This window comes from Acidobacteriota bacterium, from assembly GCA_016716435.1.
Lineage (GTDB): Bacteria > Acidobacteriota > Blastocatellia > Pyrinomonadales > Pyrinomonadaceae > OLB17.
Window position 1 is genome coordinate 481,568 of record JADJWI010000001.1, and the last position, 14,743, is coordinate 496,310.

General features: G+C 55.4%; 17 protein-coding genes. 7 read left to right on the forward strand and 10 right to left on the reverse strand.

What is annotated here, in order from left to right; genetic code table 11:
- Positions 1 to 2 precede the first annotated feature (2 nt).
- Positions 3 to 593, reverse strand: a complete 591-nt coding sequence (locus IPM21_02350) for a uracil-DNA glycosylase (protein ID MBK9162755.1) — start codon at positions 591 to 593, stop codon at positions 3 to 5.
- A gap of 54 nt (positions 594 to 647) precedes the next feature.
- Here IPM21_02350 and IPM21_02355 point away from each other — a divergent pair, with 54 nt between their 5' ends.
- The 4 genes from IPM21_02355 (at position 648) to IPM21_02370 (ending at position 3,692) form a co-directional block, all read left to right on the forward strand.
- The gene (locus IPM21_02355) at positions 648 to 1,733 is read left to right on the forward strand and encodes an Mrp/NBP35 family ATP-binding protein (GenBank protein ID MBK9162756.1); all 1,086 of its coding nucleotides are present in this window, start codon (positions 648 to 650) and stop codon (positions 1,731 to 1,733) included.
- Positions 1,730 to 2,239 (forward strand): hypothetical protein, encoded by a 510-nt coding sequence (locus IPM21_02360; protein ID MBK9162757.1) that lies wholly within the window; start codon positions 1,730 to 1,732, stop codon positions 2,237 to 2,239. The genes IPM21_02355 and IPM21_02360 overlap by 4 nt, the downstream gene beginning before the upstream one ends.
- 118 nt (positions 2,240 to 2,357) lie before the next feature.
- The gene (locus IPM21_02365) at positions 2,358 to 2,714 is read left to right on the forward strand and encodes an iron-sulfur cluster assembly accessory protein (protein ID MBK9162758.1); all 357 of its coding nucleotides are present in this window, start codon (positions 2,358 to 2,360) and stop codon (positions 2,712 to 2,714) included.
- Between the two features lie 291 nt (positions 2,715 to 3,005).
- The gene (locus tag IPM21_02370) at positions 3,006 to 3,692 is read left to right on the forward strand and encodes a C40 family peptidase (GenBank protein ID MBK9162759.1); all 687 of its coding nucleotides are present in this window, start codon (positions 3,006 to 3,008) and stop codon (positions 3,690 to 3,692) included.
- A 75-nt stretch (positions 3,693 to 3,767) separates the two neighbouring features.
- Here the strand turns inward: IPM21_02370 and IPM21_02375 are convergent, their stop codons facing one another.
- Positions 3,768 to 3,977 (reverse strand): hypothetical protein, encoded by a 210-nt coding sequence (locus tag IPM21_02375; GenBank protein MBK9162760.1) that lies wholly within the window; start codon positions 3,975 to 3,977, stop codon positions 3,768 to 3,770.
- A 327-nt stretch (positions 3,978 to 4,304) separates the two neighbouring features.
- Here IPM21_02375 and IPM21_02380 point away from each other — a divergent pair, with 327 nt between their 5' ends.
- From IPM21_02380 to IPM21_02390, 3 genes are all read left to right on the forward strand, one after another.
- Positions 4,305 to 6,122: a S8 family serine peptidase gene (locus tag IPM21_02380; GenBank protein ID MBK9162761.1), complete on the forward strand. Its 1,818-nt coding sequence runs from the start codon at positions 4,305 to 4,307 to the stop codon at positions 6,120 to 6,122.
- 192 nt (positions 6,123 to 6,314) lie between these two features.
- Positions 6,315 to 7,133: a carboxypeptidase regulatory-like domain-containing protein gene (locus tag IPM21_02385; protein ID MBK9162762.1), complete on the forward strand. Its 819-nt coding sequence runs from the start codon at positions 6,315 to 6,317 to the stop codon at positions 7,131 to 7,133.
- Positions 7,134 to 7,483: 350 nt separating this feature from the next.
- The gene (locus tag IPM21_02390) at positions 7,484 to 8,236 is read left to right on the forward strand and encodes a carboxypeptidase regulatory-like domain-containing protein (GenBank protein MBK9162763.1); all 753 of its coding nucleotides are present in this window, start codon (positions 7,484 to 7,486) and stop codon (positions 8,234 to 8,236) included.
- 100 nt (positions 8,237 to 8,336) lie between these two features.
- On the opposite strand, the gene accC is transcribed toward IPM21_02390, so the two are convergent.
- From accC to IPM21_02430, 8 genes are all read right to left on the reverse strand, one after another.
- Entirely contained in the window at positions 8,337 to 9,824 is a 1,488-nt protein-coding gene (gene accC / locus IPM21_02395; GenBank protein ID MBK9162764.1) for an acetyl-CoA carboxylase biotin carboxylase subunit, read from the reverse strand.
- Between the two features lie 18 nt (positions 9,825 to 9,842).
- On the reverse strand, positions 9,843 to 10,124 hold the full coding sequence (locus IPM21_02400; protein MBK9162765.1) for a hypothetical protein: 282 nt from the start codon (positions 10,122 to 10,124) through the stop codon (positions 9,843 to 9,845).
- A 6-nt stretch (positions 10,125 to 10,130) separates the two neighbouring features.
- On the reverse strand, positions 10,131 to 10,559 hold the full coding sequence (locus tag IPM21_02405; GenBank protein ID MBK9162766.1) for a hypothetical protein: 429 nt from the start codon (positions 10,557 to 10,559) through the stop codon (positions 10,131 to 10,133).
- Between the two features lie 6 nt (positions 10,560 to 10,565).
- Complete coding sequence (locus tag IPM21_02410; GenBank protein MBK9162767.1) at positions 10,566 to 11,204, reverse strand: CDP-alcohol phosphatidyltransferase family protein; 639 nt, start codon at positions 11,202 to 11,204, stop codon at positions 10,566 to 10,568.
- A gap of 47 nt (positions 11,205 to 11,251) precedes the next feature.
- Complete coding sequence (locus IPM21_02415; GenBank protein ID MBK9162768.1) at positions 11,252 to 11,719, reverse strand: transcription elongation factor GreA; 468 nt, start codon at positions 11,717 to 11,719, stop codon at positions 11,252 to 11,254.
- A gap of 17 nt (positions 11,720 to 11,736) precedes the next feature.
- Positions 11,737 to 12,822 (reverse strand): 6-phosphofructokinase, encoded by a 1,086-nt coding sequence (locus tag IPM21_02420; protein MBK9162769.1) that lies wholly within the window; start codon positions 12,820 to 12,822, stop codon positions 11,737 to 11,739.
- A 137-nt stretch (positions 12,823 to 12,959) separates the two neighbouring features.
- Positions 12,960 to 13,433, reverse strand: coding sequence for a hypothetical protein (locus tag IPM21_02425; protein ID MBK9162770.1), 474 nt, complete (start codon positions 13,431 to 13,433; stop codon positions 12,960 to 12,962).
- On the reverse strand, positions 13,424 to 14,587 hold the full coding sequence (locus IPM21_02430) for a S41 family peptidase (protein ID MBK9162771.1): 1,164 nt from the start codon (positions 14,585 to 14,587) through the stop codon (positions 13,424 to 13,426). The genes IPM21_02425 and IPM21_02430 overlap by 10 nt, the downstream gene beginning before the upstream one ends.
- Positions 14,588 to 14,743: the final 156 nt, after the last annotated feature.

Sequence of the window (14,743 nt, forward strand, 5' to 3'; positions counted from 1 at the left end):
GATTATATAAGTTCGCCGAGCCGTCCGAAATGCTCAAGCTGCAGACCTAACCCGCGTTGGGCGGCAATGACCTGCGGGCTCGGGTGATAAAGCGGAACAAGCACGCGGCCAAACCAATCAACGGGCCTTCCGGCTTCGGCCGCAAGCTTTAGGCCGTGCGGCTCGATTGCCTTTATCGCATCAAGTGCGACACCGCCAAGCGTTGCGATGACTGGCGGATCGATCAACTCGACCGTCCGCCGCAGAAATACCGAGCAGTTCTTGATCTCGGCCCGCATCGGCTTTCGGTTTGCGTCCGTCGCGGTCCGCGGACTGCACATAACGGCATTGGTGATAAATATTTCTTCCCGCGTCAGCCCGATCGAATCGAGCAGCCTCTGAAAGTTCTCGCCCGATTTGTCGCCGTAGAAAGGCCGCCGGGTCCGGTCGGCTCCTTGCCGACCGGGAGCCTCGGCAATGAACATTACCCGCGGCCCGAGCGTGCCGTTCAATTCGCTCAGCACCGCCGTCTTATCCGCAAGCTCCGGGCAGATGCGACACGCCGCCGCCTCACGGCAAAGCGATGCAAAGAGTTTTCGCTTGGACAATCCCATATCCGAATTTGATAGAATAGCTTTTTACGAAAAGTATCAGAAACCAAATAAACAATGAGTCAAATTACCGAACAGCAAGTTTTGGATTCGCTAAAGCAGATCATCGACCCCGATCTCAGAAAAGACATCGTAACGCTCGGCTTTGTCCGCGATGTTGCCATCGAAGGCGGAGACGTCTCGTTCCGTGTCGTGCTGACTACGCCGGCCTGCCCGGTCAAAGAGCAGATGGAAACCGATGCACACACGATCGTCTCGGGGCTTGAGGGCGTAACCTCCGTTAAGGTAACGATGGATGCCGAAGTTCCGCAGGGCCGCGGCATTGCAAACAACGTCGCAATTCCCGGCGTCAAGAACATCATTGCCATCTCGTCCGGCAAGGGCGGCGTCGGCAAATCGACCGTGGCCGTCAACCTTGCCGTCGCTCTCGCACAGAACGGCGCAAAGGTCGGCATCATGGACGCCGACGTTTACGGGCCGAATGTTCCGATGATGCTCGGCACCGGTTACGACCAACCCGAGGTCGTCGGCGGCCAGCTTAAGCCTATCGAGGCATATGGCGTAAAGATGATCTCGATGGCGGTGCTTGTTCCGCCTGATAAACCGATGATCCTCCGCGGCCCGATGCTCCACGGTGTTGTGCGGCAGTTTCTGACGGACGTGAATTGGGGCGAGCTCGATTACCTGATCGTCGATATGCCGCCGGGCACGGGCGATGTTCAGTTAAGTCTGGCTCAGTTAGTTCCAGTCCAAGGTGCTGTTCTCGTCACGACACCGCAGGAGGTCTCGCTGTCCGACGTCCGCCGTGCGGTCAAGATGTTTGAGCAGGTCGCCGTTCCGGTTCTCGGCGTTATCGAAAATATGTCGTACTTCATTGCTCCGGATACGGGCACGAAATACGAGATCTTCGGCAAGGGCGGCGGCGAAAAGATCGCCGGCGAATACGGGCTCAATTTCCTGGGGCAGATCCCGATCGGGCTCGAAGTCCGCGAGGGCGGCGATACCGGCCGGCCGGTCGTTGCCTCGGCACCCGATTCGCCGCAAGCCGCCGCCATCCGAAAGGTCGCCGAAGAGGTCGCCCGCTACGTCTCGATCGAAGCAATGAAGCCCGAACTCAAGATCTTTTCACGCAGTAACGCATGATCCGTGAGGTCATAGAAAAGAAAGCCGCAAAGGCAATCGCCGAGTCGCGGTATGGCAAGACCAAAGCGGCCCGCTTTTCCGCGGCCGTTCTCGATGAAGACCGGCTCGAAGCACCGGATTCGCTTGAGGATACGCTCCAAGACTCGCGATCGAAACGGCGAGTATTGATGATTTGTATCGGCGTCAATGCTGTTTCTTGGCTGTCGATCTTCTTGATCCCCGACGTCGTCTCAACGGTTGCGATGGGGCTCGAGCTTCTTCTGGCCAAGGGGTCGGCATTGCTCCTCGCTCCAGCGTTCGGGTTCACTATGCTGGCATCGTTCTCAGTTCTCCGCTCATGGTTCCCGCCAGTTCCGAAAAGCAGCGATGATGGCGGAGTAATGTCGAGCTATGAGCAGGGTGTCGATTCCTTGCTCACCTGGAAGCTCTGGGTCGCCTCAACCGCCATCGGCGGCGTAAACGCCATCCTTCTCGCCGTCACCTTCGTCTGGTCAAATGGCGGATAGCGGGCCTTGCCTCAAGAGGTGGTTGCAAAGCTTGTAAATTGTCCAAGAAATGTTTAAGATTACAATTAAGTAAGGATTCGCAGGGCGGGTCCTTTTCAACAAAAGGAGAAGAACACGAATGTCAGCAGTAGCAGCACCAAATATTGACTTAGGCGTAACTGAAGCAGCTTCGGTCGAAATCAAAAAGTTTTTGGCCGGCGAAGACGACCTGCCGGAAACGGCCGGGCTTCGCGTACGCGTTGTACCGGGCGGATGCTCCGGATTTCAATACAGTCTGAATATTGAAGAAGAATCGAAGGCCGGCGATTTCATCCTCGACAAGTTTGGCATCAAGCTTTTTGTCGATATGTTCTCGGCCCAGTATTTGAATGGCGTCGTGGTCGACTACACATCGAACATGATGGGCTCGGGCTTCACCTTTGAGAACCCGAACGCCACTGGCGGCTGCGGCTGCGGAACGTCGTTCTCTGCCTAATAGAAGTTACAGTTTTCACATAGAAGCCTCGGCATTTCGTCGGGGCTTTTCTTTGCTTTTGCCGGCTCTCTTGCAATCGAACTATGGAAAATGCTAGGGTATTGTTTGGCTAGCAACGTGGGACCCGCATTTCCTGCTTTCATGCCGGCCGTCAAAAGAAACAAGAAAAAAATTAGAACGCATTATTTGATCGTTACCGATCTTGATTCCAACTTCGCTTTGCGACCCCTTCTTGGCAACGAGCCATTTGCAACCGCGTTCTGCAAAAAAGATCATCAGGAGAAATAAGGTTTGAAGTTTAATTCATTGGTTCGTATAGCGTTGTCCGTTTTATGTTTGGGTGTTTTTGCGTCTGCTACGGTTGTAGCTCAAGACCGCCCAAGGGTGGTAAAGCCGGTCTCGAGCCGGCCGATCAATCAGCCGCCCGCCCAACCGCAAACCCAGCCAGTAGTCACCCGCTCAACCTCACAACGCCCCGCACTTACCAGTGATATAAATGTCGTCCCCGCAGAGCCGCTTGTAAAAAAGACCGGCGAATCTAGCCCGGTCAAAGCAATGAACAAGGCCGCCGCCCGTCGGACGGTTTATGGCGGTTCCGCTTCGAGCCTAATTCTTCAGGGTATCAACAGCCGTCTTGGCATCCCCTATCGCTACGGCTCACAGGGCCCTTACACCTATGATTGCTCCGGATTCGTCTGGGCCGTCTTCCGCGACTCGGGCATCGAATTCGAAAGGACGAGTGCTCGTTCGCTTTGGGCGATGTCAACACCGGTGACCGGCGACGAGCGATACGTTTTCGGCACTCTCGTATTCCTGAACAAACTCGGCCACATCGGCATCGTCGCCGATGAGAACGGTTTCTACCACGCCTCGCGCAGTAAGGGCATTACGTACTCGCCTTTCAAAGGATATTGGGAAAAACGAATTGACGGTTTCCGCAGGCTGGATCTGCCGGTCGCCGATACTCTGGCCAAATAGCCATCACGAACAAAACATTTCTAAAGCCGGGGAAATTTACTTCTCCGGCTTTTCTGATTTTGGGTAACGTAGCCGTCAGGCAATAAAGCCCGGCCGGCTATTCGAATGGGTCGATTCGCCGAAGGCGGCGACATGAGCGATAGAAACATTGAACGTCTTCCCGTCCTCGTCAGCTATCACAACGATCCCGTTGCCAACAAACTTTACCTTACCGCGTAGTGTCACGCCCGGTCCGATGACCAGATCGACCTCTTTTCCTTCCATTCCGGCTAAAAGCTCTTCCATAAATATAATTAGATAACAGAATAGTTTGCCGTTTCATTCTATTCCCTTCTCTGTTTAGCGCCAAACCACCGCCGATCGAATGCGAATCTTGCACCTTAATGTTCAGATTGACCGATTTTCGCTCATTTCGCGTCACAGTCGATCATTTTGAAAAATTAGTGTTGCCTTATGTTTGTCAGTGTTGTAAATTGTTAACTGACTCACGGTTCGTGAGTCGATCCTATCGCCCCTCTCAAAAAGGCCTCGCAGTACCCCATCTCAGTTTTAGGAGCTGATCAAACCAAGATGAAAAGACTCTCTCTTGTCCTTGTCGTAGGCATAGCCGCCATGTCGGCTCTCCTGGTTCTCTCACCACAGACCTCGGGTAAGTCTGAAAAACTGATCAAACACGAAAATTCCGTCCCCGGGCGGTACATCGTTGTTTTTGATCCTGATTCGGTTCAGGGGTTTTCTACCGAAGCGGAAATGAGCGCCGTCGCACACAATATCGCCGCCGAATATAACGCGGCTGTCGATAAAGTGTGGGAAAGCGCCGTTCAGGGCTTCTCGGCCGAAATGTCCGCAAAAGACGCCGAAATGCTCAGCCGCGACCCGCGCGTCAAGCTGGTCGAAGAGGATATGATCGCCTATGCCGGCAACGTGCAGGGCTCTGCTGACTGGGGCCTTGACCGCATTGACCAACGTGGACTACCGCTCAATGGAGCATTTTCTTATGCTGAGACCGGGCAGGGTGTTAACGTATATGTAATAGACAGTGGCATCCGCCCGACCCATGTTGATTTTGGCGGGCGAGCTGCAGTCGCTTTTGATGCGGTCAATGATGGCCAGAATGGCATTGACTGCCACGGCCACGGCACACACGTAGCCGGTACGGTCGCAAGCTCGACCTACGGCGTGGCAAAGAATGCGAATGTCTATGGCGTTCGCGTACTCGCCTGCAACGGTTCGGGTCTGGTGTCAAACATCATCACCGGCGTCAATTGGGTTAAGAACAATCGCGTAAACCCGGCAGTCGTCAACATGAGCCTCTGGGTCAGCGCAGTTTCGAGCACGCTCGACAGTGCGATCAACAGTTCGGTCGCTTCGGGCGTAACGCACGTTGTTGCCGCCGGCAACCGAAACCTTGATGCTTGCAACTATTCGCCCTCAAGCGCGTCGTCTGCACTTGTCGTCGCCGCTACCGGCAGTGACGACGCGAAGGCTTCCTATTCGAACTGGGGGACGTGTGTGGATCTCTTCGCTCCAGGCTCCGGCATCACATCGCTCGGGCATTCGAGCGACACAGCAATTCGTGGCATGAGCGGCACATCGATGTCCTCGCCGATGGTCGCCGGTGCCGCAGCACTTTATCTTCAGGCAAATCCGACCGCAAGCCCGACGACCGTAAAGAATCGCATTCTTGCTGACTCGACAACCGGTACCGTTAGCGGACTTGATACCGTTACGCCGAACAAGATGCTTTACTCATGGCTCGGCGACTCGCAACCGCCGACGCCCGGATCGGTCACGATCATCAAGCAGGTCGTTACCGCAGACGGCGGAACAGCTTCAAGCGAGGAATTCATCTATTCCGCCAGCAATATCGGCTCGGACTCGTTTGCCCTTATCGATAACGACGCTCCGCCCGCCGACCGCTACGTAAATCCCTCTATTTATGTGCAGAACGTTTCGAGCGTGATCACGGTTACCGAAGATACGAAACTCGGCTGGATGCTGACCGGCATCGAGTGTACTGAGACCGCAGGCGGCGGACAGCCTAATCAACAAAATTCGACCACGGACCTTTCTTCAAAAACTGCTACCCTGATCGTCGAAGAGGGCGAGAACGTTACCTGCACCTTCACCGGCAGCCAGATAGCACCTACATCCGCACCGGTGACCGTAAGCGGCCGTATTCTCGACACGCAGGGAATGGCAGTTCGGCTCGAAAGAGTGATCGCCCAAAATGCCTTTACCGGCGAGACCCAGATCGTAACGGTAAATTCATTCGGATACTTCGTATTCGAAGGGCTTTCGGCGGGCGAAACGTATTTCATAATGGCCGCTGAATCGAAACGCCACACGTTTTCTCCATCGATAATTCAGATCACACCGAACGAGGACCTGTCCGAGGTGAATTTCACAGCGAACCATCGCATTGAGTAGTTCTAACTTCGGGCCATAGATTAAAGGGCTGCCAACTTTGGCGGCCCTTTTTTTGTTTTTTGCATTTTCTGGAAGTTCGATGGCATTGGACGTATTCGAACAGCAAACGCGAAAGGAAACTTCGTCAACTAAACAAACACGTGGCTATCCCCGTTTGTTTGTCCACGTTCGATTTTGGAGTAAATAGAGAAAATGATTACAACCCCCAAAAAAAGAGATCTTCCGACAGCACTTACGTCGGCCTTTGCTGTTCTTGCGATGGTTTTTTCAATGACTGTCGGTATCACAGCTCAATTTAAGCAGACTGAAGATAGTTACAAGGATCAACGCATTGAGGCAAACGAATTAGCTCCAACCCCAACACCATTGGATGGCAATCCGAATTGTGCCTCGATCAACCCTGCGTGGGGCGAGTTCAAACTGGATTTTTCCTCGCCGAACGGCACGTTTCCGTTCACCGCCGGGTCTGGCCGAACGTATTCTGGAGGATCAACCGGTTTGGCGCAGAACCCGAACCTTTTTATGAACGTGTCATCGTCCGGAGCAACAATGAGCCAATGGTCGCTAAGTCCGGTCAACCAGATCGACCGTTTGATCGTGTACGTGATCGTAAAGGGCGGCCCGAGCGCAAATGGATATTCATATCCTTCCGGATCGATCGGTGATACCGGGCCGTTCACCACACAAGGTGCTCGTTTCGGTATTAGCCATATCTCGTTTTGCTTTGACGCATTTAGCGGGCCGTCGTCGGCTCCGGTTTCGATCTCAGGCCGAGCTCTGACTTCCGATGGGTCTGGTATCGCCTATACCCGTATTGAGGTAATGAACCTTTCGACCGGTGAGGTAGTATCAGCGATGACGAACCATTTCGGCTATTACACCGTCCCGCGGCTCGAGGCCGAGGCGATATATATGGTGACAGCAATGCATAAGCGACATACGTTTATCAATAATCAAAGGACCGTGACGCCTAGCGAGGATGTCGCCGGGGTGGACTTCGTCGCTCCATAGTCAATCGAGTTTTGAAGCCAGTCGGGGTGCGGAATAAGACGCGTAGTAGCTCTGATCGACGACAAATGTCGCTCGCTCAAGCTTGATATTTGTTGACATGTCTGAATTTATCTGTTAAACATTCCATATTGTTTAACATATTGGCAGAGCCCCGGACCGGCCTTTCGGTCCGGTAATTTGGGTCCGAGTGCCCTTTTGCATTAAAGAGGAGTTAAGGAGTTATGAGTTTCCCCAAGATAAGTTTCGCAAGATTTCAGCTATCCCGTTACTTGGCTCTTACCGTCTGCTTGGTTTTGCTATCGCAGGCGTCTTTCGCACAATTCGCAAGGCAAGCTCCGGAAGGAAAACCCTTGTTGACACGTGAAGATACTAAAGCAGCGATGGGCACCGATCAGATCGCCCCAACACCGATCGAGATCTCGTTTGCGTATGAGCCGTGCAAATTCATTTTAGATGTTGGTGATCCTCGGTTTCCGCAGGTATCGACTGCCTGGGAATTTTTCATCAATTCTGGTCCATCGTATCCGGCACTGAATGCCTTGGTTAATGCTACGAATCCGCAAAGGCAAGTGTTTTTCATGGATGAAAATCCGAACCTTTTCGTGTCCATCTCCGACAGCGGTAATTCCGTAATAACAGGCTGGAATTTATCGTGGACGACGTCCGCAGATCTCGACAGACTTGTATCGATCGTTGCGGTTCGGGGACAAGGCGGAACCGCTATGAATGTCTATTCGTACCCCAATTTGGCGGCCAGTGACAACGGCACATTCACGGCACCGGGCGGGGCCCCGATCACTGAGGTTCGGTTCTGCTTTGAACCTTTCTCGGGGCCTTCCTCGGCTCCGGTTGCGATCTCGGGTCGTGCATTGACCGCGGAAGGTATGGGAATTTCTGGAACGAGAATAACTGCCGTGAACATTTCGACTGGCGAATCCCACTCGGCCATCACCAATCCTTTCGGGTACTACTCGGTCGAAGGACTCGTCTCCGAAGCTATCTACATGGTGACCGCAACACACAAGAGGCACACTTTCCTCAATAATCAGAGAACGATAACGGTGAGTGAGGAGATTGCGGGCGTCGATTTCGTAGCTCCGTAGAAAACAGCAGAAAAGAACTCCCATCGAAGATCTTATCTGGGGAGAAGAAAGGCGGCCCGCTTCCAAGCGGCCGCCTTTCACGTTGTATCTTGTTCACAATTTAAGAATCAATCGCTTGCCGCCAGCGGCTGATGCCCGTTTGGGCAGCGGCGTGTTTGGGTACAGTGTTTGTCGATGCGTAAGAGAGAGCGGCGGCAAGTGCGGCAAGGTCGGTCTCGGCCTGATCCGGTTCGGGATGCTTCCGGCGTTCATTAAAGCGGCCGATGAAGCCTGTGTCGAGCTCTCCGCTGATAAACTCCTCGTCCTCCATCACCTCTCTGAAAAACGGCAGCGTCGTCTTTATCCCCGCCACCTCATATTCCCGCAATGCCCGCCGCATCCGGTCGATCGCCTCATTGCGGTCGCGGCCGTATGCACAAAACTTCGAGATCATCGGGTCGTAGTGGATCGAGACCTCGCCGCCCTCGTAAACTCCGCCGTCATCGCGGATGCCCGGCCCGCTCGGCACTCTCAGCCGCTTGATCACACCCGGCGAGGGCATAAAGTTCGTCTCCGGGTCCTCGGCATAAATGCGGCACTCGATGGCGTGCCCGCGAAGCTGGACGTCCTTCTGCTCGATCGAAAGCGGATACCCTGCCGAAACCCGTATCTGCTCGCGAACGAGGTCTATGCCCGTCACAAGCTCCGTTACGGGGTGTTCCACCTGCAGCCGCGTGTTCATCTCAAGGAAATAGAACGAACGGTCCACGTCCGAAACAAGAAACTCGACCGTCCCGGCCCCGACGTAGTTCACCGCCCGGGCGACCATAACGGCACATTCGCCCATCTGCTGCCTCAGCTCGGCCGAATTTATCGGCGACGGAGCCTCTTCGATCACCTTTTGGTGCCGCCGCTGAATCGAGCACTCGCGTTCGCCAAGGTAAATGTGATTCCCGTGCGTGTCCGAAAAGACCTGTATCTCGATGTGCCGCGGCCGCAAGACCGCTTTCTCGACAAACACCGATTCATCGCCAAAGCTCGCCATCGCCTCGCTTCGGGCCGCATCGAGCGCCGAGCCAAGCTCGCCCTCATCCGCAACCAGCCGCATTCCCTTTCCGCCGCCGCCGGCCGAGGCCTTGAGCATTACCGGAAAGCCGATCGCCTTGGCTATCTCTATCGCCCGTTCGTGGCTCGCCACCGGCTCATTCGTCCCCGGCACGACGGGCACTCCCGCCTCGGTCGCAATTATCCGGGCAGAGATCTTGCCGCCCATCGCTTCCATCGCCTCCGGCGGCGGCCCGATGAAGGTCAGCCCGGCGGCCGTCACCTGCCGGACGAACTCGGCATTTTCAGAAAGAAAACCGTAGCCGGGATGTATCGCCTCCGCCCCGGAACGCCGGGCCGCATCAATGATCTTGTCGCCGCGAAGATAGCTCTCCGCCGAAGCGGCCGGGCCGATGTGGTACGCCTCGTCCGCCATCCTCACATGGAGCGCGTCGCGGTCGGGCTCGGAATAGACCGCCACCGTGCGGATGCCCATCTCACGACAGGCACGCATCACCCGGCAGGCGATCTCTCCGCGGTTTGCGATCAGGATCTTTTTGAACATATGTGATGGGGAACGTCGCTAATCGAGCATCGAATTTCCCTGGTTTCTCGGGTCGTAGCGGACGCCGATCTTGGCACCGGGGGCATATTTAAGCGGGTCGGCCTGTTGTTCCTCCGTAAGTAGTTCGGAGGATTCAAAATCCACGCCGTTAAGCGTGTACATGTAGATGACGACCTCGCCGGCCGCGGTCTGCTCGCTGTCAAGTATTCGCCCATCGGTGATCCGGCCGTGCTCGCTCAAGAAGCGACGCCGTTCTGCCTCAAGGTCCGTATTCTTTTTTTTCCTTAGAAATCCGAACATTATTCCTTAATCTACGATCAGCGGCGGCTTTTTCCACCTTGCTCTGATCTTATTTATCGCAGCGAGCACGGCCGGGCGTTTGATTATCCTTGCTTCCAGCGGCCGCTTTCCCGGAATATCGAGCATTATCAGCCCAAGCAGTATCGTCAGAACTCCCTGTCCCGGAACGCCCGGCAAAGACAAGGCTAAGCCGAGCAATATCAAAAACACGCCAAAGACGTTCTTTGCAATGACCGCGCCCCAACGAACCAGCCACGGGCTCCCGACCATGAAATCATCCTGATAATGCGTGCTGAAATAATTCGCCGGTATCTTGACCATCACCACACAGATAGCGGCGAAGCTGAACATTAGCGAGAGCAAAAAGATGCCCACACCGGTCAGCACATTCATCAGCGTCAGCGATTCAATGAATGACCAAAACCACTCGACCATACAACGTTAAACCGGCCTGCCCTCTAGCTTTCTAAATTCCTTCCAAATGAAATACATCCGATGCACAAGCGTCCAGATCGAGCCGATCGCGAGCACCCAGAGCACCTGCGGCATTCGGTTGAACCACCAGACGTCCGAATTCCAGTCCCAGGTCGAAAGTGCCCCGATTATCAATAGCACGATCCGCTCCGGCCGCTGCAGAAAGCCGACATTTGCCTTAACGCCAAGAGCCTCCGAACGCGCCGTCGCGTAGCTGACAAGCACCGACGCGATCATCGCCACGCCCGCGAGTATCACGTTAACGATCGAATGCTGCGGCGTGTTCCCGGCGTAAAAGACCATTATTCCGAGGATCGCGACCATATCCGAAAGCCGATCGAGTGTCGAATCGAGAAACCCGCCGAATTTCGTGACATTGCCGGTCAGCCGGGCGACGTTGCCATCAAGCATGTCAAAAACATTTGCGACTATGAGGACGATGCCCGCCCAAAAGAACTCGCCCATACCGAACAAAACGCCGCACGCGATGTTGATCATCACGCCAACGGTCGTCAGTAAGTTTGGCGATACGCCAAGCGACGCGAGTCCGCGGACCATCGCGTTCAATATCTGGATCGGAATCTTTCCTATGCTCGCACCAAGCATCTCTCTATGCGCCCAATTCCGGTACGAAAAGACCCGGCGTTTCAGTTCTAGTCTATCTCGTGAATGGTCGTCAGCCGTGTTACCTCAAAGGTGCGCCAGCCGTTCGGGGTCTTTACGCGAACCTCATCGCCCTCTTCGCGGCCGATCAACGCCTGCCCGATCGGCGAGACGGTCGAGATCTTCCCGTTCTCGGGGTCGCTCTCTTCGGAGGTGACAAGCCGATAGGTGATCTTCTCCTCGGTCTCGATCTCAAAAAGAACGACCTCCGAGCCGTACGCGATCCGGTCGGTCGGGATCTTTGAAAGATCGATCGAATCGACCTCGTTGATCCGGGTGAGTACCTGCGCGATCCGCGCCTGAACGAACGACTGCCGCTCGAGGGCCGCTTTGTACTCTGCATTCTCACGCAGATCGCCGAACTCACGTGCCTTCTGTATCTCCTTCGGAAGCTTGAAGTGAAGCTCTTCCTCGAGTATGTCGAGTTCGTCCTTTAGCTTTTTTCTTATTTCTTGCATTTAAATAGATCTTTCCGTTAACTATCTGATTCGGCCGGCGAAGCGAACGAAATGCCAATGTCGCGGGCCGTCCGGACAAGCTGGCCATCGATCGGCACCGTCTTCAGGTTCGCGACCGCTTCCGAGATCGGCACGGTCACGATGGTCGAAGCCTGAAAAGCCACCATCTTTCCGGTTTCGCCCTCGGCCAGTGCCCGCACGGCACAGGCTCCGAAGTTTGTCCCGAGCATTCGGTCGAATGCATTCGGACTTCCGCCCCGCTGCAGATGACCCAGCACGACGCACCGCGTTTCTTTACCCGTTAGTTCCTCGACCTTGCGGCGGACATAATCGCCGACGCCGCCGAGCCGCGTGTGCTTGGCGTCTAGATACATCTCGCCGCCGCCGACCTCCATCGCCCCTTCGGCAACGACGATGTTTGTGAATTTCGAGCCGTTCGCTTCCCGCTCTTTCACTTTCTTGACGACCGAGTCGAAGGAGAAAGGTATCTCGGGTATCAAAATGATATCCGCGCTTCCGGCAAGCCCGGCGTGCAAAGCGATCCATCCCGTATGGCGGCCCATCACCTCGAGGATCATCACGCGGTCATGCGAGGCGGCCGTCGTATGAAGCCGATCGAGCGCCTCGGTCGCGATATCGATCGCCGTCATGAAGCCGAAGGTCAACTCGGTAGCGGCGAGGTCATTATCGATGGTCTTCGGGACGCCGATGACCGGAAAGCCGCGTTTATCGAACTGCTCTGCTATCGCCAGCGTTCCTTCGCCGCCGAGGACGATCAACGCCTCGATCCCGAGAATGTCGAGATTCGCAAGAGCTTCCGAGATCGGCATCTCCGGAAAGACCGGAACGCCGTCCTCCATCTTCACAAAGCTGCCGCGGTTGCGGGTGCCGAGTATCGTCCCGCCCTTGGGCAGGATGCCGCTGACCGTCTTCGGCGTAAGCTGAAGTGTGCGCGTCTCGCCGAGAATGCCTTCAAAGCTATCCTCGATGCCGATGACCTTCATCCTGTATTCATTGACGGCCGTTCGCACGACCGCCCGAATAACAGCATTTAGTCCCGGGGCGTCTCCGCCGCCGGTTAAAACTCCGATCGTTTTATACATAAAGAGCTGAACTTCGAATATTTTACTCTATCGGACCGCAAAGGCTGAATTCGGCCGAGCCGAAATCGTGCCCTTCAAAGAAAACGGACGAACCTGAATGCCAAGCCCGTCCGCTATGTCGTTATTTTATGGCCACTCTACTTAGAGGCGAAATTGTTCCCAACGTACTGCCGTGCTTCGGGCATCACCTCGACCGCCTTGAGCACCTGAGGATCATTCTCGAGAAGCACCTGGATTCCAGCCTCATTCGAATAGTTCGCCGTCGCGATCTCCATTCGCAGCCTCATCCGGGCATAATCGGCCTCGGCGGCAATGTTCTCGGCCGTCAGAGCGTTTTCCTTGTTCGCTAGCGTATACGCCCGGAAGGCATCGAAAAGCTTATCAGTGATCGGGAAGGCGTCCTTGGCGATCGACCATTGCTGATTCTGCTTGTCCACCTTATAGCTTTCAAGGCCATTGATCTTGCCCGCAACCAACTGCCGGACGAAAAAGAACGCGGCATCATTGATGCGGAAACGCATTTGATTGAACGCCTGGCCCTTAACGGCGACGTCCGGCTCGATGCCTCGGCCACCCATCAGTACGCGGCCATCCGGAAGCGTCACCGGCACGCCCGCCGGCTTCGGCCGCGGAGCATCCTCATCCTCGCTTGGCCGCCATTGGTAAAATACTCATAGATCGAACCGGTCGAGTAATCTCGCTGGAGCGATCGGCCGAACGGCGTATAAAACCTTGCGGTAGTCAGCGTCAATCCCGTCCCATAAGGCAGCGGGAAAACACGCTGGACGAGCCCCTTCCCAAAGCTATCGCTGCCGACAACCAGCCCTCGGCGATAGTCCTGCACAGCACCGGCAACGATCTCCGAAGCAGAAGCGGATCCGCCATTGACCAACACAATCAGCGGCAACCGATTCGGCTCGTCGCCGCGCGACCTTTGCTCCTGGCTGATCGCATAACGCGAGCGGCCCTTGACCGAAACGACCGTTTGCCCAGACGGAATGAACTTGCTTACAACGTCGATCGCCTGCGGCAAAAGCCCGCCCGGATTTCCGCGGACGTCGAGCACAAGGCTCGTCATCCCGCGTTTCTGCAGGTCTTCGATGGCGTCCTTCAGCTCAGCCGAGGTCGTTTCCTGAAAGCCTCCGGTCAGGCCGATATAGCCGACACCATCTGATAGCAAAAAGTAATTGCGGATCGAGGGCAACGGGACGCCGCCGCGGGTTATCTCAAATTCGACCGGAGCTGCCGACGCGGCCCGCTCGACCTTCACCTTTACTTTGGTCCCGCGTTCGCCGCGAACGTTGTTTGAAACCTGTGCACTTGTCCATTCGCGGGCATCCTTGCCGTCAACGTCTATGAACCGGTCGCCATACCTGATGCCAGCCTTATCTGCCGGCGTTCCCGGGATAACCGACTGGACGTAAACACCGTCGCGGTGCTGCAAAATAGAAACGCCGATGCCGTAAAACTGCGAGGACTGCTCCTCATAAAGCTTTCTGAATTCGTCGCGGGTAAAGAACTGCGAGTGCGGGTCTAGCGTCCAGAGCATGCCCTGAATTGCCGACTGCAGCGTCTTTTCACTGTCCGGTTTGCTGACGTAATTGTTCTCGATCACCTCGAGGGCTTCGCGAAAATCTGCGGCGACCTTGCCAGGCGTTACGCTCGTATCGGCCTGCGTCGCGGACGGGAACTTGCCAAAAACCCCGCCGACAACGGCCCCAAGGGCAATGATCAGTACTGCATAAAGAAAATAACTTCTGGTCATTAATACCGTCCCGTAATGCTCGAATATAGCATAACTTAGTCGCTCTAAGCCGAGCAATGGTTGCCGCGAAAGCCATCCTCAGCGGCCCGGCGGGCTGCGGCCAAAGATAAATACGCCCGCGGGACGGGAAAGTTCTGAATCCGGGCGTGCGATAGC